The organism is Mariniluteicoccus endophyticus (assembly GCF_054780035.1).
Map to the genome: position 1 here is coordinate 15,858 of NZ_BAAGXC010000019.1, position 21,667 is coordinate 37,524.

21 protein-coding genes are annotated in these 21,667 nt (G+C 69.3%); 3 read left to right on the forward strand and 18 right to left on the reverse strand.

Annotated elements, in window-relative coordinates:
• Window positions 1–26 precede the first annotated feature (26 nt).
• Genes ACYVGD_RS09005 through ACYVGD_RS09020 form a run of 4 tightly spaced genes read right to left on the reverse strand, consistent with a single transcriptional unit; the run spans window position 27 to window position 5,033 of the window.
• Window positions 27–1,757: a type IV secretory system conjugative DNA transfer family protein gene (locus ACYVGD_RS09005; protein ID WP_460743004.1), complete on the reverse strand. Its 1,731-nt coding sequence runs from the start codon at window positions 1,755–1,757 to the stop codon at window positions 27–29.
• Between the two features lie 56 nt (window positions 1,758–1,813).
• On the reverse strand, window positions 1,814–2,368 hold the full coding sequence (locus ACYVGD_RS09010) for a hypothetical protein (RefSeq protein WP_460743005.1): 555 nt from the start codon (window positions 2,366–2,368) through the stop codon (window positions 1,814–1,816).
• Between the two features lie 20 nt (window positions 2,369–2,388).
• Window positions 2,389–3,864 (reverse strand): ATP-binding protein, encoded by a 1,476-nt coding sequence (locus ACYVGD_RS09015; RefSeq protein ID WP_460743006.1) that lies wholly within the window; start codon window positions 3,862–3,864, stop codon window positions 2,389–2,391.
• Window positions 3,861–5,033, reverse strand: coding sequence for a hypothetical protein (locus tag ACYVGD_RS09020; protein ID WP_460743007.1), 1,173 nt, complete (start codon window positions 5,031–5,033; stop codon window positions 3,861–3,863). Before ACYVGD_RS09020 ends, ACYVGD_RS09015 begins: the two co-directional genes overlap by 4 nt.
• A gap of 80 nt (window positions 5,034–5,113) precedes the next feature.
• Between ACYVGD_RS09020 and ACYVGD_RS09025 the strand changes: the two genes are divergently transcribed.
• Window positions 5,114–5,803 carry a hypothetical protein gene (locus ACYVGD_RS09025; RefSeq protein WP_460743008.1) on the forward strand — a complete coding sequence of 230 codons (690 nt, stop codon included), beginning with the start codon at window positions 5,114–5,116 and terminating at the stop codon, window positions 5,801–5,803.
• Here ACYVGD_RS09025 and ACYVGD_RS09030 read toward each other — a convergent pair.
• From ACYVGD_RS09030 to ACYVGD_RS09040, 3 genes are read right to left on the reverse strand one after another with little or no spacing between them, the layout of a single operon-like run.
• The gene (locus ACYVGD_RS09030) at window positions 5,786–7,249 is read right to left on the reverse strand and encodes a PrgI family protein (RefSeq protein ID WP_460743009.1); all 1,464 of its coding nucleotides are present in this window, start codon (window positions 7,247–7,249) and stop codon (window positions 5,786–5,788) included. The genes ACYVGD_RS09025 and ACYVGD_RS09030 overlap by 18 nt on opposite strands.
• Complete coding sequence (locus ACYVGD_RS09035) at window positions 7,246–8,616, reverse strand: conjugal transfer protein TrbL (RefSeq protein ID WP_460743068.1); 1,371 nt, start codon at window positions 8,614–8,616, stop codon at window positions 7,246–7,248. Before ACYVGD_RS09035 ends, ACYVGD_RS09030 begins: the two co-directional genes overlap by 4 nt.
• A 41-nt stretch (window positions 8,617–8,657) precedes the next feature.
• Window positions 8,658–8,927 (reverse strand): DUF6112 family protein, encoded by a 270-nt coding sequence (locus tag ACYVGD_RS09040; protein WP_070638186.1) that lies wholly within the window; start codon window positions 8,925–8,927, stop codon window positions 8,658–8,660.
• Between the two features lie 125 nt (window positions 8,928–9,052).
• Here ACYVGD_RS09040 and ACYVGD_RS09045 point away from each other — a divergent pair, with 125 nt between their 5' ends.
• Window positions 9,053–9,931, forward strand: coding sequence for a TIGR02391 family protein (locus ACYVGD_RS09045; RefSeq protein ID WP_460743010.1), 879 nt, complete (start codon window positions 9,053–9,055; stop codon window positions 9,929–9,931).
• Here the strand turns inward: ACYVGD_RS09045 and ACYVGD_RS09050 are convergent.
• The 11 genes from ACYVGD_RS09050 to ACYVGD_RS09100 form a co-directional block, all read right to left on the reverse strand.
• Window positions 9,928–10,194, reverse strand: a complete 267-nt coding sequence (locus ACYVGD_RS09050) for a DUF6112 family protein (protein WP_460743011.1) — start codon at window positions 10,192–10,194, stop codon at window positions 9,928–9,930. The two genes, ACYVGD_RS09045 and ACYVGD_RS09050, sit on opposite strands and share 4 nt — an antisense overlap.
• Window positions 10,194–11,828 carry a M23 family metallopeptidase gene (locus tag ACYVGD_RS09055; RefSeq protein WP_460743012.1) on the reverse strand — a complete coding sequence of 545 codons (1,635 nt, stop codon included), beginning with the start codon at window positions 11,826–11,828 and terminating at the stop codon, window positions 10,194–10,196. Before ACYVGD_RS09055 ends, ACYVGD_RS09050 begins: the two co-directional genes overlap by 1 nt.
• Window positions 11,829–11,843: 15 nt before the next feature.
• The gene (locus ACYVGD_RS09060; RefSeq protein ID WP_460743013.1) at window positions 11,844–12,572 is read right to left on the reverse strand and encodes a hypothetical protein; all 729 of its coding nucleotides are present in this window, start codon (window positions 12,570–12,572) and stop codon (window positions 11,844–11,846) included.
• A 47-nt stretch (window positions 12,573–12,619) separates the two neighbouring features.
• Window positions 12,620–13,639, reverse strand: coding sequence for a ParB N-terminal domain-containing protein (locus ACYVGD_RS09065; RefSeq protein WP_460743014.1), 1,020 nt, complete (start codon window positions 13,637–13,639; stop codon window positions 12,620–12,622).
• Window positions 13,640–13,669: 30 nt separating this feature from the next.
• Window positions 13,670–14,656: a hypothetical protein gene (locus ACYVGD_RS09070; RefSeq protein WP_460743016.1), complete on the reverse strand. Its 987-nt coding sequence runs from the start codon at window positions 14,654–14,656 to the stop codon at window positions 13,670–13,672.
• A gap of 9 nt (window positions 14,657–14,665) precedes the next feature.
• Window positions 14,666–15,085 carry a hypothetical protein gene (locus tag ACYVGD_RS09075; protein WP_460743017.1) on the reverse strand — a complete coding sequence of 140 codons (420 nt, stop codon included), beginning with the start codon at window positions 15,083–15,085 and terminating at the stop codon, window positions 14,666–14,668.
• A complete protein-coding gene (locus ACYVGD_RS09080; RefSeq protein WP_460743019.1) occupies window positions 15,082–15,966 on the reverse strand; it encodes a DUF2637 domain-containing protein in 885 nt (294 codons plus the stop codon). Before ACYVGD_RS09080 ends, ACYVGD_RS09075 begins: the two co-directional genes overlap by 4 nt.
• The gene (locus tag ACYVGD_RS09085; protein WP_460743020.1) at window positions 15,966–16,904 is read right to left on the reverse strand and encodes a bifunctional DNA primase/polymerase; all 939 of its coding nucleotides are present in this window, start codon (window positions 16,902–16,904) and stop codon (window positions 15,966–15,968) included. The genes ACYVGD_RS09080 and ACYVGD_RS09085 overlap by 1 nt, the downstream gene beginning before the upstream one ends.
• Complete coding sequence (locus ACYVGD_RS09090; protein ID WP_460743021.1) at window positions 16,904–18,001, reverse strand: ArdC-like ssDNA-binding domain-containing protein; 1,098 nt, start codon at window positions 17,999–18,001, stop codon at window positions 16,904–16,906. The genes ACYVGD_RS09085 and ACYVGD_RS09090 overlap by 1 nt, the downstream gene beginning before the upstream one ends.
• 210 nt (window positions 18,002–18,211) lie before the next feature.
• On the reverse strand, window positions 18,212–19,186 hold the full coding sequence (locus tag ACYVGD_RS09095) for a helix-turn-helix transcriptional regulator (RefSeq protein ID WP_460743023.1): 975 nt from the start codon (window positions 19,184–19,186) through the stop codon (window positions 18,212–18,214).
• 19 nt (window positions 19,187–19,205) lie between these two features.
• Complete coding sequence (locus ACYVGD_RS09100) at window positions 19,206–20,555, reverse strand: MFS transporter (RefSeq protein ID WP_460743024.1); 1,350 nt, start codon at window positions 20,553–20,555, stop codon at window positions 19,206–19,208.
• A gap of 223 nt (window positions 20,556–20,778) precedes the next feature.
• Between ACYVGD_RS09100 and ACYVGD_RS09105 the strand changes: the two genes are divergently transcribed.
• On the forward strand, window positions 20,779–21,630 hold the full coding sequence (locus ACYVGD_RS09105) for a helix-turn-helix transcriptional regulator (protein ID WP_460743025.1): 852 nt from the start codon (window positions 20,779–20,781) through the stop codon (window positions 21,628–21,630).
• Window positions 21,631–21,667 lie beyond the last annotated feature (37 nt).

Here is a 21,667-nt window from a genome sequence, read left to right on the forward strand (position 1 = left end):
GCACGACGACACCCAGCAGCTGCGCACTACTCAGCACCCGGTGCCGGGCGTTCCAGGAGGCGTTCGATCTCGGCCCGGGCGCTGGTGAGCTGGGCGGCGTCCGTGCGGGAGGGCCAGGGTTGGAGGTCGGCGACGATCGGTGGTGCGGCGCGTAGCAGGACGATGGCGGTGCCGAATGGGAGGCGGCGGATGCGGTCGGGTGGGAAGATCGCGATCCGACGCACGGAGCGCTGGTTGGAGCGGGAGCCGTGGTCGCCGAGAGTCACAGTGTCGGTGAGGTCGTCGCGTTCCCCGATCAGCGTGGACAAGTCCTGCAAGTCCTTCGAGTTCGAAGCACCGCCGAGGATGATCTTCACGATCGAGGCGTCCCAGATCGCGCCGGCCTGGTTCTCCGACCACTTGTCGCGGGCTTGGGCGAGGGACTGCAGCACGGGCATGGTCGTGATCCCGGTGCCGCCGCCTTCGGCCATCAAGGTCGGAAGCGACGGCAAGGGCGCGAGGTTCCCGATCTCATCCAGCGCGAGCAGCAGCGGCGGGTCCAGCCGCGCACCAGGCGACCGGGCTGCGAGTCGCCGGGCCGTCTCGACGAGATCTTCGACGAGCGCGGCAACGAGCGCGGCGGACGCGCCAGCCCCGGCGCCAGTCGCCAGGAGGTAGAGCGTGCCGCGGTTCCGGATGAACGACTCCGGATCGAACCCCTCACCATCGGACGGCGACACGGCGTCGAGCACCCGCGGATCAGCGAGCGCGTTCAACGCGAGGGAGACGCCTTGCCAGATGGAGTCGCGGGTACGGGGGTCGGCGTCGAGCATGGATTCCAGCGAGTCCGCCCACCCGGTCGCGGCGTTGGGGTTGCTGGTGAGGATGGCGACGGCTTCGTGGGCGGCGGTCGGGTCGAGCGTCCACCGAAACAGCTCGGCCGGCGACCGGTGATCGAGCGCGGCCGCATGGAGCAATGATTGGAGCGCGACTCTCGTTTTGCCTTCCCAGAATCCGCCGGATTCGACTCCGCCGGCGGACAGGCCGGTCGCGGAAGCGAGCCCGGTGGCGCGGATCATCGCCGTCAACGGGTCCTCACACCCGCGCACGGGCGACCAGCGCATCCCCGCCGGGACTCCCTCAGCAAGATGCTGGGGATCGAACACGGCGACCGGCCCGATCTTCTCCCTCGCGCGGAGAGTGGCGGTGAGGTTGTCCGGTCGGGTGCTGGTGGTGACGACGGCGCCGGGGGCGTCGAGGATCGCCGGGATCACGACATGCAGCCCTTTCCCGGAGCGGGGCGGGCCGATCAGCAGCAGCGAGTCCTCAACCGACGCCCACACCGACCGGCCCTTCGACGTTCCGAGCCGATACCCGACATCCCCAGCCGCCGGATGTTCCAGGGACGGCCGCAGGCTCCCGGCCCGTCGGAGCAACGCGGTCTCGGAGGCGGTGGCGTGCACGTCGTGACGGGTCGCGACGCCGGCCGCGTTCCTCGGGTCGAGCTCCACGGCGCGGGTGTGCCGACGCAGCCGCATCCACACCCACCCGACCCCGCCACCCAGCCCGCCAAGGAGCAGGGCGGTGATGATCCAGTAGACGACCGGGTTCAGTTCCGGCGCGTCGAGTGCTCCGCCGGGGTCGCCCGGCCGAAACAGCACCCCGACCCCAGCGCCCGGCCCCGATGTGGGTTGGGCGGTGTCGGTGAGGAACGCGGTCACGGAGCCGGCACCGCGCAGGATGAGGGCGAGGCCGAACAGGGCGACCAGGCCGATCATGAGCGTGTTCGTCAGCTCGTCGCCGAAACTGCCAGCCTGCCGACCCTGCGGACTGCTCACGCCAGGCTCCTCGTGACGACCCGGCCCGAGACATGCCCGACCAACAGCAGCGTGCCGTCCGCGCCGGCGGTGAGCTGGTTCGTATCCAGTAGGGCGCGGGCGGTGCCGTCCGGGCCGGCGTCGGTGCGGGTGAGGATCAGCGCGCAGGAGATGTCCTCTCCGGGAACGAACCCGTCCCCGGTGATCTCCACCAGCACCGGCTCGGCCTGCCGCCTGCGCCGGCCCGCGCGCGACTCCGCCATCGGCTCGGGCACTTCCGGCTGAGGTGCGGTGCGGCGGGGCCTGGCGGCGAGAACCTCGGTGAAGGTGCTCCCGTCGACCTCGTGCACCTCGACGCGGATCGCCCGGGTCCGATCCGCGCTGGCGTGGTCGATGATCTGCGGGAACGACGCCCGCGTCCACGCCGCCTCACCCGGCTCGGGCTCGTACTCGGTGCCGTCGATGGTCGCGGTCATCGTCCCGTCCAAGGCGACGGTGAGCACGACCAGAGGCAGATCGACCGGAACGGGTGCGGGTTCAGCATGATGGGTGTTCATGCCCGTCAGGTGCACCCCACCCCACCGAGCGGAACTCAGCCCATGCGGGCGGTGGTGTCGAACAGTTCCAGCTCTCCGGGGTGCAGCTGGTGCTGGACGACGAAGGCGCGTTCCTTGATCCGCCACAGCGCCTGCCCCGTCCCGAGCGTGGGCAGGAGGGATCGTTCGGTGCTGGTCAGGCCGAGGGATTTCGCGGTGGTGCCGAGCTGGTCGGATTCCTGCCGCAGGATGATCCGGGTTTCGGCGTTCGCGAGCAGCGAGTTCGCCAAGGCGCGCATGGCGGAGCCCTCATCGCCGACGTTTTCCATGTCGGAAAGTTTGTGGAAGATGAGGGCGTTGCTGATGCCGTAGGCGCGGGCGAGCCGCCAGTGCGCATCCATCCGCTTCAGCAGTGCCGGCTGGGACATGAGCCGCCAGGCCTCGTCGTAGATGCACCACCGCTGCCCGCCCGCCGGGTCCAGCAGCGCCGCCTCCATCCACGCGCTGGAGCAGGTCATCAGCACCGAGATTAGCGTGGAGTTCTCCGTCACCCGCGACAGGTCGAGCGACACCATCGGCAGGGTCGGGTCGAACTGCTCAGTCGACGGGCCGTCGAACAATCCGCTGAGGTCGCCGCCGACGAGGCGGCGCAACGCGTGCCCGACCATCCGCCCGTCCTCCGCCAGCCGGCCATCGGGATCATCCGTCGGGCTCAGGAGGTGGTCGACGATCATCGGCAGGATCGGCACGGTGTTCTCCCGCACTGTCGCCGACAGGGCCGTGTCGATCGCGGTGTGCTCCAACGGACTCATCGGCCGAGTCAGTACCGTCTCAGTGAGCGCACCGATGAGGTCGCGCCGTCGGGAGGCGACCATCGACGCCCACTCCGCATCCGACAACCCGCTGGGCCGGTAGCCCTCATCGAGTGGGTTGAGGCGGGTGCGCAGCCCGTGGCCGAGCACGATCGCCCGCCCGCCGACCGCCTCGGCGACCGCGGTGTGCTCGCCTTTCGGATCACCGGGCACATACACGCGGCGTCCGAACGGCAACGACCGGGTGTAGAGGCTCTTGATGAGGGAGGATTTGCCGGAGCCGACGATGCCGGCGATGACGAGGTTCGGGGCGGTGATCATGCCGCGCTGGTACAGCACCCACGGGTCGTACACGAACGAGCCGCCGGAGTAGAGGTCCTGGCCGACGAACACGCCGTGGGCGCCGAGGCCGCCTTCGGCGAGGAACGGGTACTGCGCGCCGAGGGTGGCGGAGGTGTCTTGATGCCGCGGCACCCGGAACCGGCCCGGCGACCGCAGCGCCGCCAGCCCTGCTTCGCCTGCCCGGGGCAGGTACTGCTGCGCACGTCGTGCCGCCTTGTCCGACTCGGCTTTCGCTTTCGCGGCGGCCATCTCGCGTTGGCGGCGTTCGGCCTGCAGCTTCGCGGCGGCTTGCCGGCGCTGCTTGCGCAGTCGGCGGCGTTCCGCGGCGGGGGCGACGAGGACGGAGGTGTGCAGGGTCTCCCGCTCGGTCCGGGTCACCGTCCCAGCCCCCGTTCCCGCTTGACCGCTTCGACACCGGGATGAGCGAACCACGACGTCCCACCTGTTCGGCCGGATTCCTTCCGGTCCCGGGACGGCGCAGCGGTGCCGGGTGACGAGCAGGACACCAGCAGCTCCGGACCGTTACGCCCCACATCCCGCGACGGCCGGGCGGCGGTGCCGTGGCGGTACAGGGCGAACTCGCGGCGGGCCGTGTCGATGGTGAGCGCGTACTTCCCGGATTCGAGCATCTGGACACCGGGGGCGGTCGGGAGCGCGTCGAGTACCGGCCCGTCGTCGCCGTGGTCCCACTGGACGAGGTGATCGATCGCATCGACATGCCCGAGCGTGGTGAGGATACCGAACACCCGATCCGCCGCCGGACCAGTCACCCGCGTCACCTCCACCCACCGCGCCTGAGCTGCCGCACTGGTGGCCGCGTCGCCGTCGAGCGGACCGATGCCGTTGACCGCTGCCGACGCTGGCACCGGGGTGGTGTCGAGGCGGTCCTCGGCGGGGATGGTGTGCTGCCGGTACAGGGCGACGTGCCCCATCGACGGGTTGTAGACCATCCGATACCCCGCAACGGTGGCGTCCAAGTCCAGCGGGCCGGTCGGGAGCTGGTCGAGGTCGTAGACGTGCCCGTTCTCCAACGCCGCGCCGGTGGTCTCCTCTCCGTAGTCCCACCCCTTCAGGTGTTCGAGTCCGGCGTCGATGCCGTGACGGTCGATGAGGTCGAGCACCTCGTCGGCGTCCTCGCCCTGGAGGAACACGACCGAGATCCACCGCCGCCCCGTATCCACCTGCGCTCCATCAACGCTCGGGGCGGGCCAGGCGATACGGCCCGCGTGTTGGGAGGCGGTGTCGAGTCGGTTCTGCACGCCGGCGAGGACGGTGGCGGCCTGGTGCAGCTCGTCGGCCGCATCCAGTGCGGTCGATGCGCCGATCAGCGCGTTGCCGTCGTCATCGGATGCGCGGGTGTGGTGGGTGATGTGGGCGTTCGTGAGTTGGTCGAGCACCTGGCGCAGCGACCGGACCCCGGAGATCAGGTCGCCGATCACCGGGTACAGGTCTTCGGGATGCTCGAAGGTGTGGGTGGCGTGCGCGAGCCCCCGCAACGCTTCGGACGCCTCTGCGAAGTCAGCGGCGGGATCGTAGAACGTGGGCATGATGCTCCTCCTGGTTGCGGTGTGCCCAGGAGGTGCGCGATCCACGTCGTTTGTCAGCTGTCCCATCTAGCGTTGACCATGTGAGCGAAGACCCTGTTGCCGAGAAGCATCATCAGACTCTGCGCCTATTCAAGCGGCGTGCCGAGGACATCTTCGGCTGCGAGCTGGCCCAACGGGAGGACGCGCTCAAGCTTGGTCAGCAGTTCCACATGAACTTCGTGGTGGACAAGCGAACAGGCTCATCGGGATTTCGCGACTTCCGTCAGGTGATCGCGCCCAAGGAACAAGTGGCCTATGCGCTCACGTTGATCCGGCCTCTGACGCTGACCAAGAAGGGCGACCGGCTCGCGTGGGTCACGGTGCTCACGGCGCTGGAGTTCTTCTGCCCGAGTGAGCGGGCGGATATTCGCCAGAAGCTCGAGGAGCTCCGAGGATTCTGGACGAGCTATCCGGCGCGCCGGATGCGCATCATGCAGGGTCCAAGCGACCCCGCAGTCGATGGTCCTCGGGTCGATGCGTGGGACAACGAGATCGCCCGGAAGTTCCTCTATGGCGACCTCGTCCACGGCGACGACAATGCCGAGCTGCTCGATGCTCTTGGTGACGATCAGGTCGTGTTCTCCGCGAGCGCGATGGCAGCCGACGGCTTCATGCTCGTCAACAACACATACCAAGTTCTGCACTGGATTCGTCCCGACATTGCACCGAACGATGCCCACTTCTCTCGGCGCCTCCAAGAAGCCGGAACAGAATCAGACACGTCGGCATAGCGGCAGTGCGGCGGCCGTGAAGGCGGCGGCTTGCTGGCCGACGAGGCGGCGGGTCTCGCAGGAGGCTTGGATCGCGGCCTGCTCGATCTGCGACACTGCCGCATCCAGCTCCTCGATGGTGGGTGCGCTGATGGAGATGAGGCCGGTGACGCGCAGGAGGCCGTGGCCGGACGTGAGGTCGGCTTCCTGTTGGAGGACGTCGGTGTATTCGGCGGTCTGGGAGGCATCTTCGATCTGCCCGATCTTGCGTCGCTGCGCCGCATCCGAGATGTGCTCGACCTTCTTCTTGCGGATGTCGCGCACCGCCTGATCGGTCCGCAACGGCGTGTAGAGCAGCGAGAACGCACGCTGGATGCCGGTGGAGAGCAGGACCGGGGCGAGGAACCCGGGATACACCATCGAGCGGGGCCATTCACTGATCCACAGCACCGCGTGATGGCCGGTGTCGGTGCGCAACCCGGACCAGGTCTCGGTGACCGCGACCGGTCCTGCGGTGGCGAGTGACTGGCCGAGTTCGCCGTGGCGTTCCAGGGTGGGCGCGATCGCCGGGTCATACGCGGAGCGGAGGATGACGGCGATCTTTCCTGGGGTGAGCCACCCGGACGGGGCGAGGTCGGCGGCGCGGAGGGCGGCGGTGAGGGTGCCCATCTCTTGCCGGAGCACGGCGGATGCGCCGCGCAGGTGTCCGCCGGCGGTGCGGATCTGCCGGGCCGCGGCCTTCATGTCCAGCGACAGGGAGATGGTGGTGGCGTGGCGTTCCCCGGCCGGCCCGGCCCGGTCGATGAGTTCGGCGTAGGTGGTCGCCGCCCACGAGTCGTCGGCGGTGCCGTGTTCGGCCCACCATTCCGCGAGTCCTGTGCCGGAGTCTGGGAGGGTGCGTTCGAGGACTTGGAGGGTCGCGATCCGGCCCGACCGGCACACTGTCGCCAGCACTCGTCCCCAGGAGGTGACGCGGCGTTCCTGCTCTCCGGGGTCGAGGAGCACGAACGCCGGATGACTGACTTCGCAGATCACGGTGAGAGTGGCGTGGTGGGGGTCGTGGATCATGCCTGCCCCGGTCTCGGGGTCGGTGTATTCGCGCAGTCGGGCCATGTCGCCGGGTAGGGCGAGGGTGCCGGCGGGGCGTGGGGCGACGATCCGCCGCCGGTACAGCAGCTGCCCGCCGGTGGCCCGCCACCCCCACCACGCCACGACCGGGACCCATTCCACGATCGGACGGCCCGCTACGGGAATCCAGGTGAGCGCGGCGGAGAGCACCCAGACGGGGGCGGTGTAGGCGATGAGCATCCCGCCGCCGGCGTAGAACGCGCCGACCAGGGTGAGGATGCCGATGCCGAGGGTGATCAGTTGGGTGGTGGACAGGCCGAGGATGATGCCGCGGCGGGAGAGCCGGGAGAATTTCACCGGCGCCACTTCGCCTGCGCTCCTGCTGGTTTCGGTGCTCACGTCGGTTCACTTCTTCCCGTAGTCGGGGTCTCGTTGACCGGTCTGCCGGGTGGGGGCGGGTTCGGCGCGGAGGGTGCGTTCGGGGTGGGTGTCGCCGGCGGCGGGGTCTGCCCTGTTCCGTCGCTGGTGGGTGTGTTCTGGTTTGCGCCGTCGGCGGCGGCTTCGGCCTGCCCGCCGATCTCGGCCCCGGCTTCGGGGCCTGCGGTCGCGGCTTCCTTCACGACCTCCGCACCCAGCACCACCGCCGCTGCCGGGCCCACCGCGGCAGCGCTACCAGCACCCGCGCCTGCACCTGCGCCGGTACCTGCGGCAGGGGTAGCGCCTCCGCCGGGTGGTGGTGGCGGCGGTCCGCCACCGGCGCCACCGCTCCCGCCGCCGTGAGGGCCGTCCTCGCCGTTGCCGTCGAGGACCTTCTTCGGCTGCCCGCCTTGTGGTTTCGAGGGCATCGGGACGGGCCGGTTCATGGCCTGTTTGGCGTCTTGTTCGGTGCCCATCTGGTTGTAGATGTCGAACCCGAGGAACGAGATCAGCCGGTACACCATGTAGGGGGCGAACGCGGCGATCGCGAGCATCACGATCCCGGTGATCGGCTCGGTCACCGCCTGCAGGTCGGCCTCGATCGGGGTCGCCATCTGCGTGATCGCGATGAGGAACACCAGCACCAGCACCAGCTTGGACACGATCAGCGCGAGCAGGAACGCCGCCCACTTCCCGACCCATGACCGGGAGATGTCCCACGCGGACCCGGAGAACGCCAGCGGGGCGAGGATCACCACGATCAGGATCAACGCCTTCCGGATCAGCAGCGAGAACCAGACGATCGCGACCGCGGCGATCATCAGCCCGGCCAGGAAGATGCTGATGATCGCGCCGACGCCGGGGGCACTGATGTTGATCCCGGCCAGGCCAGCGGCGAGCAGGGCGATCTTGTCGCCCATCGTCTCGGTGGTCTCGCCCGCGGCTTGCACGATCCCGATGCACAGCTGGTCGACGATCTCGAGCGCGAGCGTCGTCAACGTGATCACCACGAACGAGCCGAGGATCGCTTTGCCGGTGCCGAGGGCGGCCCGGGTGAGGGCTCCGGGGTCGCGGCGGATGAGGCCGAGGATGAGCTGGAAGCAGAAGAACAACAGCGTGACGAACACCGCGATGCCGAACACGAGGTTGTAGACCGACACATAGCCGTCGCCGGTGAGATCGACCAGGGTGGTCGAGTCGAACACGGTCCACATGGTCTCGATCAGCCAGCCGGCCGCCCCGCCGAGGGCCTGGGCGAGCCAGTCGAACGGCGCCGAGATCAGGCTGGCGGCGGCTTCACCGGCGGTGTCGCAGACCGTTGAGATGACGGGGATGTCGCACACGCCCATCACGACCACCTCCCTTCCGAAGGCACGAGAAGAGAGACGGGTCAGACGGCCTGGCCGACGTTCCAGAAGAAGTTCACCAGCGTCACCGCGGCACCGCAGATCACCGCGGCACCGCAGGAGATCAGCACGCCGAGCTTCCCGCGGCCCGACAGGTGCGGGTTGGAGGAGTTCGAGCCGTACGCCCACACGATCGCCGAGACGATCAGGGCGAGCACGGCCAGGATCAGGCCGACGGTCATCACCGCGCCCACGATCGTGCGCAGCTGTTCGATACCGGGAAGACCGGTGCCATTAGGGTCGATGTCGATCACAGCAAAACTCCTCAAAACGCGGGCGGAAGGATGGTTCTGCTGGCCAGGTGCACACCGATGCCCGTGGGATGTCCGTGGCCGCCGATACGCTGACGGCGTCGGGATCTAGGCGGTAAGGAGACGGGTTGAGCAACGAGTACAGCGAGGACTACCTCTCACGGCTCCGGGACGCGGTGGAGCGGTTCGAGGCCGCGTTCGAGGCGTGGATGGCGACTCAGGTCGAGTCGAGCCACATGGAGTCCCGCGGGCTCTTTCCGACGGTGTGGGCCAAGGAAGGACAGGACGCCGATGCTGTTCGTCGTCTTGAACTCGATGTCGCTGAGGCGGCTGGCCTGGCTGCGCGGGCCGTTGCCGTCACCGGGGCCTACATCGCTGTCGCCGGGCTCGGGATGATTGACCCGATCTCGAACTGGTCGTTCATGTCGGCACCAAAAGCACCGCTCGCACCGCGCGATGTCCGCATGACCACGGCGAACGTCAAGGGCCGCCTCGACGCGATGATCATCGACGCGGCCTCCGCCAGTGACTCCGACCTGCCGAAGTTCGCTCCCGCACAGTTCCATCAGGTCGTCTGGGCCGGCGCCGCGGCGCATTGGACGACGCATCAGTACCGCGTCGCGGTGCGTGAAGCCGCAGAAGGGTTGACGATCCACTGGAAGCAGAAACTGGGCCGCAACAACGTCGACGACAGTGTCTTCTGGCAGCAGACGCTCTCGCCAGGGCAGGCGGAACCAGGGAAGCCGAAGCTTCGCTGGCCCGGTGAGGACGGCGACAAGACGGTTCGAAGCATGCGGGGCGGACTGGAGCCTCTGGCGAAAGCACTCAATGGGCTTGCGACCGGCTTGAACCTCACGGTCCGCAACGTGACCACCCACACGCGGGCCGAACTGAGCGAGCAAGAGGCGATGGAACGCCTCGCCGCCTACAGCTACCTGGCACGCATCCTCGATCAGTGCACCATCGACCGTGGCGACGACTTCGAGCCGGAGTCAGAACCCGTCTAGAGCTGGCCGCCGAGGCTGATGAGCCAGTTCACCCAGGCGACGCCGGCGCCGGCGAGGATTGCGGCGCCGAGGGCGATGAGGACGCCGGCGCGGCCTTTTCCGGCGGCGGAGTAGTTGCCGGTGGAGGTGGCAATGGCCCAGATGATCGCGGAGACGATCATCATCAGCACGGCGATGATGAGCACGATCATGAGTGCCGCGCCGATGACCTGTTTCAGGTCGCCGATGCCGCCGAGGCCGCCGAAGTCGGGGAACACGTCCATCAGGCGGTCCCTGTTTTCACGGTGACGTGGAGGTGGTCGTAGTGTCCTCCGGTCACATCGCCGGGGTCGTGCATGCCTCCGCCGTTGTAGGGCCGCCAGCCTTCGTCGTTGCGGGTGAGGGACCAGATTTCGCCTTGCCAGATCAGGTACTCGACGCCGAGGAGCTGGGCGTGTTCCTGCATCCAGTCCACGGTCTGCTGCCCCGCGGCCAGCTGTGCGGGGTTCGGGCGTTGCCCGATCTGGTTGCCGAAGGTGATGTCGCAAGCCCGCCCCAACGGGTGCTCGGACTTCGATCCGGGGCGGGGTGAGTAGCAGGCCCAGCCGGTATCGGGGAACGCGGCAGTGGCCTGCCGGTAGAGGTGGAGGGTGCGGGCGGTGATCTGCCCGTCGCTGGTGGGGTCGTCGACGAGCCGGTCAGGGTTGCTGTCGTCGAAGGGGTCCGGCGCGCCACCGGGCGCGGCGGTGGTGCAGTTCTCGGGTGGGCCGGTGTCGGCTTCGGGGAGGTCAGCGGCGTCGTGGTCGTTGAGCCACTTCGCCGGGTCGATGGCTTCGTTGTTGGTGCCGCCGGGGCGGACCTCGAAGTGCAGATGCGCGCCGGTGGACATGCCCGAGGAGCCGACGTCGCCGATGTGCTGCCCGGCGGTCACGGTGTCGCCGGGCTGCACGTGGATGCCGTGCTCCCACATGTGCCCGTACGCGGTCGCGACGGTCTGCCCGTCGAGGTGGTGTTTGATGACGATGAGTCCGCCGTAGCCGCCGGAGAACTCGGCGACGGTGACGGTGCCGTCGCCCGCGGCGAGGATCGGGGTGCCGTCCGGGGCGGCGAGGTCGAGGCCTGTGTGGAACCCTTCGGGGTCGCCGGTGATCGGGTGCACCCGCGGCCCGAAGTCGCTGGTCTTCACCCAGGTGCCCTCCGGCAGCGGGAACACCACCCGCGACGACCCTGTCGGCGCCGCTGCGTTGAGCACCGGAACGGCACCACTCCCACTGCTGGTGGTGAGGGCGTCGAGGATGGTGGTCGCGACGGGTGCGTAGTTGTCGTACCGGTCGGGAAAGTCGGACACTTCGACGGCCTGCGCGGCCTCGCCGTGGCCGAGCTGTTCCCAGCCGGGGATGTCGAGCAGTCCCCGCGGGGACGGGTAGTTCGGGCCGTCCGGGCCACCGAAGAACGCCCGCACCTGGAACTCCGGGTCCATGAGCTCTTCGACGGTGCCCCACCCGGACTGCGGCCGCATCTGGAACAACCCCAGACTGTCGTGATCTGAGCCGTCGCCGTCGTTCGGGTAGTCGCCGGATTCGGGGTAGGTGCTGGTGTTCGCGAGCTGCTGCAGCGTGGACTCGGTCAGTGCAGCCATGAGTGCGATGTGCAGGCCGTCCCGGTTCACCCCGTCGATCCCGGAGCCGATCTCGATGATCGTCGCGGCATGGGTGAGCTGCTGCTTGTTCAGCGTGAACGCCTCCCCGTCACGGGTGGTCACCGTCAACGAGTCGGGAACATCCCCGACCGTGAAACCGCCGTCGACCGTGCAGGAGGTCGTGGCGGCAGGATTCATCAGCAGCCCCACCGCGACGAGGCCGATCGTGGGGCCGAGCAGCAGGAGCAGGATCGCCGCAACCGCGAGTTTCTTCATCATCGGAACACCGGCCGGCTACCGCAGCGGGTTATCCAGCTGCGACAGCCGCAGCACATGACACCCCGCCGGTCGCTCATCACCCGCAGTCGTGCCCGGCTTTCCGCTGGGGCTGGGTGTGGGGTCGGGTGGGCAGCGGAGGAAGATCGTGAACGCGACCTCATGGTCGCTGGTGACGGGTTCGTCGTTCCAGATGCCGTCGCGGTGCCGGGTGCCGTCGATCGTGTACGCGGTCGTCCCGGGGGCGAGCTGGCCCGGCCGTGCCTGCGCGACGGCGTCATCCCAGGCGTCGGGCACGGTCGCGGTGTCGATCGTGAGGTGCTGGGTCGTGCCGTACTCTCGCAGCCCGGTCCAGGCCTCTCGGGTCGGCAAATACAGGGCGATGTCCGCAGCGAGGCCGGCCTGCTCTATCCCGGTCGGGTCGCCGGCATCCAGGAGCACGGTCGTGTAGTCCAGCGGCATAAACCCCGAGCTGGTGTCCCAGGCGAACAGCGCTTCGGAGAACCCGCGAGCGAACTCCTCCGGATCGCTACTGTGCGGCACCGGCGGAATCCGGACCGGTGACGTGCCGCCATCCGGCGGTGCGGTCGCGGTGGCTCCGGCCTCGCCGGGGCTCGGTGTCGGGTCGGTGTGGGGGCCGGTGACCAGGCCGTAGATGCCGACCCCGGCCAGCAGCAGGAACACGACGCCGACGGCGATGACGACGATCAGGCGGCGGCGCGGCGAGGGAGCACGTGAAGTCTTCATACCCGCCAGGTGCACCCAACCGCCCCCAGCAGTAGAGCGGCCGGTGGTCAGAGGGCGCGCAGGTGCCGCACCCCGGCCCCGTCATCGGCCACCCCGCCACCACCGGCGCCGGTGTCGGTGTCGGGGGTTTCGAGGGCGGCACGGAGCTGGTCGGCAAACGCGACGCTGCCGTCGACGACGGTGAGGAATGCGGTGACCTGTTCCGGGGTGAGCTCTGCGGCGAGGATGTCGGCGTCGTAGTGGGTCCACCAGGAGTCGAGTTCATCCCAGATGAGCACGAACCGTCGCGTCGGCCACACCCCCTCAAGCGGTGTGCTCGGCAGGGTTGGGGTCTTCTTCTTGTTCTTTGACTTGGCCTGCTGTGCTCGGGCCAGAGCGGCCCGGGCGAGGTCATCCAGGTGCGCGTCGCGGTCGGCGTGGTGCTGGTCGATCAGCGCGCGGGCGCGTTCGTAGGCGGGCTGCACGGGCCCGCCCTCCTCAATCGCCTGAAGCTCGGTGTCGAGCCGTTCGCGCACGCCGGCGGGCAAGGACTCGTCGGCGGCGTGATGTTGGAGGTAGCCGATCTTGTCCAGCGTCTTGTACGACGCCGCTCCCGGGATCATCCCGGCGGCCTGCTCCCGCGTCTTCCCGACTGGCCCCGGATCTGAACCGTCTGACGGGGGTGGAAATTTTCCACCCCCGTCAGTTCCGGGCTGATTCTCGGCGCTGAATCGGGTCGCGGTCTCACGCTGCTTCGCGTCCTCGGCGAGAAGCTGCTTGAGTTCGCGGTAGAGGGTGGCGGCTTCGAGCTGGGTGAGGGGCTTGGCGAGGGTGTGGTCGTCGTGCTCGGCCAGCACATGCTCCAGCTGGGTGGAGATCCCGGGCCGCACCCACACGTTCACGGTCCGCCAGCCGAGCTGTTTGATCGCGGCGAGGCGGCGTGCACCGCACACGAGCACCCCGGTCGGGGTGACGGTGATCGGCTGCAGCAGGCCGCGGTCGCGAATCGAGGCCACCAGGTCGTCGAGGTCGCCGATCTCGGTGCGGTGCCGGGGCCCGACCTGGATAGAGTCGACGGTGCGTTCCATCTCCACGCTCATGACCACTCACCGCCCTGCTCATTCCCGCACCCGAGATGGGGCTGCGAGGGCGATGGTGAGCACGAGGTCGTCGTCGCGCAGGAGCAGTTCCAGGGTTTCTCCGATCATCAGCCGCAGTAGGACGCCCCGGCCCGCGCTCGTGCCCGTAGCGGCGGGGTGCGGGTTGCCGAGCAGGACCTTCAACAGCCCAGACCACGAGGTCTTGGGCAGGTCGAGGAGGTGGCGGGCGTACGTGTCGCGGCGCAGGTTCTCGAACGTCGTATGCCGCGCCCCCGTCCGGGCGAGCACGCCGCAGACGTGCTCGATGCTCTGCCGCGCCACCGGCTCCGCCCAGCCGAGCAGCACGAACAGCCGAACCGTCTCATCGACCGCGACGGTCGCCGACGTCGAAGCGGCTGGCACCTCCGCCACACCCGCGTGGTCAAGTTCAGGGTCGGTGGCGGGGATCTGGAAGGCCGGGTGGTAGTCGGTGAGCGGGTTCTCCCGGTCGGAGAATCGTTCGGCGTCGTGGAAGACCGACACGTGCGGGCGCCGGGCTTGGTGCACCGAGCAGAGCAGGCCCTGGGCGCGGTCTTCGGCGATGCAGGTGATCTGCACCGCCCGCGTCACTACCGCCCACGGATCGTTCGCCCGCCGCGCGGACGGGGTGCGCATCACATCGAACGCCGCCGATGCCGCCTCCCACGGGTCCAGATGATGCTTGCGGGCCAGGGCGGCGTACTTGTCGGCGGCGTACCGCATCAACTCCTGCGCGACCGGATCACGTTCCCAGGCGCCGGCACCGGCGGCGTGCAGTCGGTTCAGCAGGGCGCGCAGCCCGGCACTGGTCGTGAAATCCTCCGCCGCCCAGGCCCCGGACGTCGACTCAGTCGGCTGTGCCGGTGCCGTCGAGTGCGGGTGTGGATCGTTGGTGTTCTGGGTGGATGTCATGGTGAGGGCACCTCCTGCGGGGCAGGTGCGCTCGGTCTCCCACGACAGCGGGGCCGTGATGGTGGACATGCTCATGCACCGCCATCAGCTCATCCCGACCGCATCGCGCTCGGCCCCCGACCTCCCGGCCGGGCCGCGCCCGAACGCTGTCACCGGCGGCAGCCGCCGCGCCCGCTCGCCAAGCCGCGACGCCCCGGCACGGAGGCCGGTACGGGTCTGCTCGGCCAGGTGTGCCTGGAAGTCGATCGCGGACCGGGCCACCCGTCCTGTCCCGCGTGCCAGCAGATCGGACGGGCGCACCCAATCCACACCCCGCGCTCGCGCCGCCATGCCGCCCTCGGCCAGCGCTTCGGCGTCATCGGTGCGGTGGATGTCGGCAGCCTGGACTGCCTGCGGCACCACCGGCTCGCCCGCACTCGTGCGTGCGTCCGGTACCTCTGCGGCCGCCGCGTCGGCGTGACCGTCGGGCACGGGGTCCTGGTGGTGGCTGTGGTCGGTGTTCATGATGGTGTTCCTTCCGTGATCGCTCCGGCCGGGTTGGCCGCAGACGTAGAGGAGACCGCCGCCGGGAGGAGGTCGCCCTCCGGTGGCGGTGTCGTCGTGGTGTCGGGCAGGCGTGCGAACCAGCGCCCGACCGTGGAGGCGTGCACACCGATGTCGGCGGCGATCTTCTTGTTCGACCACCCGGCCTCTCGCAACGCCAGAGCACGTTCTCGCCGCCCCGCCCCGGGAAGTGACGGCCCAGAGCCGTCCGGCTGGTCGGGCGGGTCCGGCGCGGTGGGAATATCGGCGTGAACGGCCCATACAGCCGCGGCTTCGGTCGACGGGACGGCCGTTTCCGGGACTTCCGGACTCGGGGTCTCGTCAGTGGCCAGCTCGGTAGCGCTCGACAGGTCTGACGGTGATGTCACCGCGGCGAGGGCCATTACCTCCGGAGGCTCTGCCGCGATCTCCCGGCGCATCGAGGTCGCGGGTGCAGGGGCTGTGGAGCGGATCAGGACGACGGTGAGGTGGGTGGAGGCGAGCAGCACCAGCGGCGGGACCGCGGCGACGATCGCGGCGAGCACAGCAGGGATCGTGGAGTCGGCGGTGACGAGGGCGTGGGCGGCGTTCGCGGTCACCGACACCAGGGCGCCGGCGATCAGCAGCGCCCACGGATACCACGCCGCCGGCTTGCGGTCGAGGGCGACGACTGCGACGGTCGCGACGACGATCAGCCCGTCGACCAGCAACGGCCACACCCACGCCTGCCCGACCGTGATCCCGGAGCGGGCGGCGAGGTCGGCCAGGGCGATGAAGGACAACCAAAACGCGCCGGCCGCGATCCCGATCGTGCCGGTCGCCGCCGAGACGACCGCCCACCCCCACCGCGCCTGGCCGACCATCACAGCCCCCGCACCCGAACCCACGACGCCGCCGCCTCCGGCGCTGCGAACCGCGACGGCGAGGATGCGGCCGACGTTGGGCTGCCTCGGGAACCACCGTGCACGGTCCGATAGGCGGAGCGGATCGTGGTCACTGCTTCGCGTTCGCTCAACCCGGCATGCCCGGCAGCGGCGGTGAGCACGTCGAGCGCATCGGACGGGACGACCTGGTGCTCGGCGAGCTTGCACGCCGCCCAGAACAGCCCGTGGTTGCGTTCGCCCTCCTGCCGCCGGGACACCCACGCCGCCAACCGCGACATCTCCGCCCCCGACCCCGCAACGCTCCGCGCAGGGCGACTGGCCGGCTCTGGTCGGGGATCGAGGAAGTCCCGCAACCGGGCCGCATCCACCGGACTGCCCGGACTCGTCGCGAAGGTCTCCACCACGTACGGCACCGGGTGGCCGTCGATGATGCGGCGGGAAGGTGGGGCGATGATGTAGCCGCCGTCGCCGCGGAAGTCGATCCCCGCCCGGGCCGCCTGCCACGACCGCTGCTCCACACCGTCAGACGCTGGGTAGTAGGCGTGCATGCCGGCCGACGGCGACCTCGCCAGAACCTCCCACCCGTCCACGAGGCCGGCGCGGTCGGCGCGAGCGAACCGCTCGTACCCGTTGACGGGGCCGTGCACATCGACATCGATGACCACCACCCCGGAGACAGCACCGGTCGGGATGCCGATGTTCGCCTCCGGCGCCCGCGACCACCACGCCTCGACCTGAGCGAGGTCGGTGGTGGCGTCACGGAACCCCTGCCCGTCACGGATCAGTGGATGCTTCCCACCCGGAGCGCATGGGAACACCGGCACCCCCGCAGCCGCGAACGCTCGCGCCGCCTCCGGAAGCGGCCACCGCTGATTCATCCCGCCGAGGACGGCCGTGAACGCCGTCTGCCCGGCCATCACAGCCCCCGCCCCACCGCGACCGCGGCCCGCTCCGGTTCCCGCGCAGGTGCCGACGTGCTCCGCGACGGTGCATCCTGCACGGGTGCTGGTCGCTTGGTCTCACGTACTGGCGCGTCCTTGTCGAGTCCGGGTGGGGTGCCGTCGCCCACCTGGACCGTGTCGAGCTGATCGAGAATCCCGGCCGCGGTCTTGCGGACGCGTTCTCCGGTGGCCTGCACGATCTCGACCGGCTCCTTCCCGTCGACGCGGGCCGCCCAGCTCGACACGTACGGGATCGTGTACTCGCTGGTGTCCATTCCATGCGCAGCACCGACCATCAGCGCGACCGATTCAGCCTCGACCTCACCGATCCCACGATGGGCCCGCGCATCCTTGGCATCCGGGTCGTGCATCAGCACATGCGCGAGCTCGTGCGCGAGGGTCTTCACCCGCGCGGCCGGGTCCATGTTCTCCCGCACGGCGACCTGCTTCGCGTCGAAGTCGGTCATGCCGTTCGCGCCATGGATCATGCCCTCATGCGGCACCACCAGCAGCTCGAACCCCGCCACCCGCACCTGCGACGCCAGACCCTCCCACAGGCCGGCCGGTGCCTCACCCTCCAAGAGGGTCGGCGAGGGTGGTTCCGGGATCGGATCACCGCTGGTCTGGGAGGCGTCCCAGACGTAAGCGGGACGGACACCGACCATGCGGGTGCGGACGACCTCGCCCGGTTTCGGTTTCTCGCCCCGGTTCAGGCGCCGCCACGACTCCGGGTCCTCCGAGTGCGATGAGGCGAACCGGCCCGTCACTGGGGCGAGGATCTGATACCCGCCCTGGCCCTTCTCGACCTGGCGGCCGAGCTGCTGCCACTGCTTGTACCCGGCAACATAGGTCGGGAACGGCTCGGGCACCCGACCCTCGGCGAACGCAGCGGCGTGCTGCACCCAGATCAGCAGCGTGTTGTTGAACGACCGCGACCGAAACCGGGCCGCGAACCTGAGCGCTGCCGCCCAATCGTCACCCGTGACGAGTTGCTCGACCGCACCGGTCAGCCGCTCGTGCAGCTCGTCGAGCTTCGCCTCCCGAGCCTGTCGGGCTTCCTCCCTCGTCGCCATGATCCGGCCTCCTCCCGGCGGGACCGGCCACCACGATGGCGGTCGGTCCTGCACCTGCGAGGTGCGCCAGGAGAACCCGGAGTGTCGAGACGGTCAGCGAACAAAACGGTCAGTAGGTTGACCATCAGGAACATCGTGTGCGCCTGACGTAGAACAACCGGATAGCAGCCCCGCCGAGCCCGCGGGCGAAGCCCCCGATGATGATGTCTTTTACGCGGGCCCAGATGTCCCGTTCACGGGCATCCGCTGCATCTGTCGATACCGGGCCGGAGTGATCCCCGCATGCTCGCGAAACGCCTCCGTCGCCCGGTTCCGGGAGCGCCACCCGACCCGGCGACCGGCCTCCGCGATCGAGACCTCCGGCTCGCGTAGTTGGCGGCTCATCTCCTGGACGCGCAGCATCGTCAGATACGCCAACGGTGTCTTTCCGAACGCCTCCACAAACACCCGGCCGAGTTGCTTGGACGACAGATGAACGGTGCCGGCCAGCTCCGCCAGGTTCCAGTCATGCGCGACATCACCGCGCAGCAGCGCCTCGACCTGACGAGCCTCGGCCCGTAACGGTGCGAACCGGCGATCCCGCGGCAAGGTGGGCCGGACCTGGGCACGCTGGTTCGGGGCGATCCGATGGGGCGATACCTCGATGAACGGCGACACCTGGTCGATGATCGAGAACCACAACGCCTGAGCCCGGTGGAACCGATCCCGAGCGATCCCATCCGTGGTGAGGGCGACCAGCTCGTCCACCCATGGCATGAGCATCCCGGCGCGGTCGTCACCGAGCCGAAGTATCTGAGCTGGTTCGGTGTAGATCGTGTCGGCCAGGGCCTGGGTGTCGAGCCGGTCACACAGCAGATCAGCGTGCTGCCAGAACAGCTGATCGAGCACGTAGTCGGAGTCGGCGTAGATCGTGGAAACCGTGATGTGTCCTTCGGGCTCTGACCCGCACAGCACGTTCGCGGCCAGCAGCACGACATCGCCGACATTGATCGGGCGTTCGCCGAACTCACTGAACAGGATCGCCGACCCGTCGCGCACGAGGATGAGCTTGACGCAGTCGTACGCGACGGGACCGACGGGCCCGTGGATCGTGCGGGTGCTGGCGATGATCGGCGAGTAGCGACGGGGTGAACGGTATGCCGTCGCTTTCCGGGGTGCGCCGCGAGCAGCGGTTGCCGGGTCCATGGCGCACCCCGGTTGGATGTCACTGCCCGGCGTTCGCGCGCGGCAGTTTCAGGAACAGCGTGACCAGCAGTGCCGCAGCGACTGCCATGGCGGCGTTGACTCCGATCGCGAGCTGGAGGCCGGGCAGCAGGGTCGCGGCGGTGACGCTGACGGCGATCGCGGACATCAGCGGGGTGCCCAGGGCGATGCCGACCTGCTGGCTCATCGTGACCAGGCCGGTGGCCAGTCCCTGCTGGTCGGCGGGGACGCCGGCGGTGGAGGTGACGGTGTAGCCGACGATCGCGACGAGGTTGGCGACGCCGCCGATGAAGGTGACGATCAGCAGCGGGATCAGCCAGCCGCGGCTGTCCGACACGAATGCGAGCGGCAGGGTCGCGGCGGCCTGGATGATGAACCCGATGATGATCGCGGCCTTGGAGTTTGTCTTGCCGATGATCTTCGGGGCGATGAGGCCGCCGATGACGGTGCCGATGCCGAGGACGCCGAGGATGAGGCCGGCGGTGACGGCGGTGTAGCCGAGGATCTCCTGCAGGTACAGGGTCAGCAGGAACACCAGCGACGTCTCGGTCGCGAACGCGAGGAGTCCGGCGAGGTTGCCCCAGGCGATGTTGCGGCGCTTCAAGAGGGCGGGGGCGATGAGGGGTTCGGTGACGCGGGACTCGACGGCGAGGAACACGACGAACAGGATGATCGCGGCCACGAGCGGTCCCCAGGTGCCGGGGTGGGTCCAGCCGTTGTGCCCGGCGGTGTCGATGCCGAATACGAGGGCGACCAGGGCGAGGGTGATGAGGATCGCGCCGGGCACGTCCAGACGCGGGCGGCGGCCGTCGGTGGCGGGTTCGCGGAGCACGAACGGGGCGATGAGGATGACCGCTACGGCGACGACGACGTTGATGAAGAACGCCCACCGCCAGGAGACGGTGCCGGTGAGGACGCCGCCGAGCACGGCTCCGGCGGTGAACCCGGCGGCCATGAGCGCACCGTTGAGGCCGAGGGCGCGGGAGCGGGCGGGGCCTTCGGGGAACATCGCGGTCATCAGCGACAGCGCGGCGGGGGTGACCATCGCGGTGGCGATGCCCTGCCCGACGCGGGCGGTCAGCAGCAGGGCGGGGTCGGCGGCGAGCCCGCCGGCGAGGGAGGAGATGCCCAGCAGCACGATGCCGATGAGGAACAGGCGCTTGCGGCCGAACAGGTCGGCGACGCGGCCGAAGAAGAGGGTGAACCCGGCCGCGCAGAGTGCGAAGGCGGTGACGATCCATTGCAGCGCGCCGGTGGCGAACCCGAGTTCGTGTCCGATGTGTGGGAGGGCGACGTTGAGGATGGAGAAGTCCACGGCGAGGGTGAAGTTCGCCGTCAGCAGGACCGCCATCGCGATCTTCTGTGCCGGGGTGAACCGTTCAGCTGGAGCGCTTGTTGAGGTGGGACTGGGGGGTGAGGGTGTTGTCTCTGTTGTGCTCATGCAACCCAGATTCCGATGGCGTGAATGGAGTAGCCAGATCCCCGGTTTGCGTGGCCTGCGCGTGCCTAGCACTGACAGGGTCAGGCTCCGCTCGCACGAGTGCGCGACAATGAATGGCATGGCAGCACAGTCTGTGGACACCGAGGGCCCGGTCACCGAGCTGGGCGAGTTCTTGCGCTCGCGCCGCGACCGGATCACCCCTGACGAGGTGGGCGTGAACTCCTATGGTCGTCGCCGGGTGCCGGGGCTGCGCCGTGAGGAGCTGGCGCAGCTGGCCGGGGTGTCGGTGACGTATCTGACGCGGCTGGAGCAGGGGCAGTCGCAGAACGCTTCTGATGCGATCATCGATGCTCTCGCCCGTGCCCTGCAGCTCGATGCCGACGAGCGGGCGCACCTGTACGCGTTGGCGCATCCTGCACCGGCGAAGCGGCCCCGCGCCTCCCAGCCGGAGGTCGCCAAGCCCGGAGCCGAACAGCTGCTGCACTCCATGGGCGACGTCCCCGCGGTGCTGCTGGGCCGTTTCAACGACATCCTCGCCTGGAACCGCGCCGGTCACCTGCTGCTGGCCGGGCACCTGGACTGCGATGCGCCGAGCCGGGTCGAGGATCGTCCGAACCAGCTCAAGCTGCTGTTCCTGGACGAGCACACGCGTGACCTGTACGTGGACTGGACGGACGAAGCCGCGCTGGCCGTGGCGTCGCTGCGGTATGTGGCGGCGCAGTTCGCCGACGACCGCCGTCTTGCCGAGCTGGTCGGTGAGCTGTCGATGCGCAGTCCGGAGTTCGCTTGCCTGTGGGCGGGCCACGATGTGCGGTTGTGCACCAGTGGCGCGAAGCGGTTCCGTCATCCCGAGGTCGGTGACCTGACCCTGGGCTATGAGGTGCTGCATCTGCCCGAGGGCAACGGGCAGCGCATCCTCACCCACACGGCCGAGCCCGGCAGCACTTCCTTCGCCGCGCTGCGGCTGCTCACTTCGGCCACCTGACCCGGACCTGCCGTCATCGCGGTGAGCAGACGGCAAG

What these genes read in the sequence shown, in the direction of transcription:
- ACYVGD_RS09070 (WP_460743016.1), bottom strand. Translation starts at nt 14,656, where the DNA reads ATGAGCATGTCCACCATCACGGCCCCGCTGTCGTGGGAGACCGAGCGC.
- ACYVGD_RS09080 (WP_460743019.1), bottom strand. Translation starts at nt 15,966, where the DNA reads ATGGTCGGCCAGGCGCGGTGGGGGTGGGCGGTCGTCTCGGCGGCGACC.
- ACYVGD_RS09035 (WP_460743068.1), bottom strand. Translation starts at nt 8,616, where the DNA reads ATGGGCGTGTGCGACATCCCCGTCATCTCAACGGTCTGCGACACCGCC.
- ACYVGD_RS09100 (WP_460743024.1), bottom strand. Translation starts at nt 20,555, where the DNA reads ATGGCGGTCCTGCTGACGGCGAACTTCACCCTCGCCGTGGACTTCTCC.
- ACYVGD_RS09065 (WP_460743014.1), bottom strand. Translation starts at nt 13,639, where the DNA reads ATGGAACGCACCGTCGACTCTATCCAGGTCGGGCCCCGGCACCGCACC.
- ACYVGD_RS09005 (WP_460743004.1), bottom strand. Translation starts at nt 1,757, where the DNA reads ATGATCGGCCTGGTCGCCCTGTTCGGCCTCGCCCTCATCCTGCGCGGT.
- ACYVGD_RS09075 (WP_460743017.1), bottom strand. Translation starts at nt 15,085, where the DNA reads ATGAACACCGACCACAGCCACCACCAGGACCCCGTGCCCGACGGTCAC.
- ACYVGD_RS09055 (WP_460743012.1), bottom strand. Translation starts at nt 11,828, where the DNA reads ATGATGAAGAAACTCGCGGTTGCGGCGATCCTGCTCCTGCTGCTCGGC.
- ACYVGD_RS09020 (WP_460743007.1), bottom strand. Translation starts at nt 5,033, where the DNA reads ATGCCCACGTTCTACGATCCCGCCGCTGACTTCGCAGAGGCGTCCGAA.
- ACYVGD_RS09095 (WP_460743023.1), bottom strand. Translation starts at nt 19,186, where the DNA reads ATGGACCCGGCAACCGCTGCTCGCGGCGCACCCCGGAAAGCGACGGCA.
- ACYVGD_RS09050 (WP_460743011.1), bottom strand. Translation starts at nt 10,194, where the DNA reads ATGGACGTGTTCCCCGACTTCGGCGGCCTCGGCGGCATCGGCGACCTG.
- ACYVGD_RS09060 (WP_460743013.1), bottom strand. Translation starts at nt 12,572, where the DNA reads ATGAAGACTTCACGTGCTCCCTCGCCGCGCCGCCGCCTGATCGTCGTC.
- ACYVGD_RS09085 (WP_460743020.1), bottom strand. Translation starts at nt 16,904, where the DNA reads ATGGCCGGGCAGACGGCGTTCACGGCCGTCCTCGGCGGGATGAATCAG.
- ACYVGD_RS09090 (WP_460743021.1), bottom strand. Translation starts at nt 18,001, where the DNA reads ATGGCGACGAGGGAGGAAGCCCGACAGGCTCGGGAGGCGAAGCTCGAC.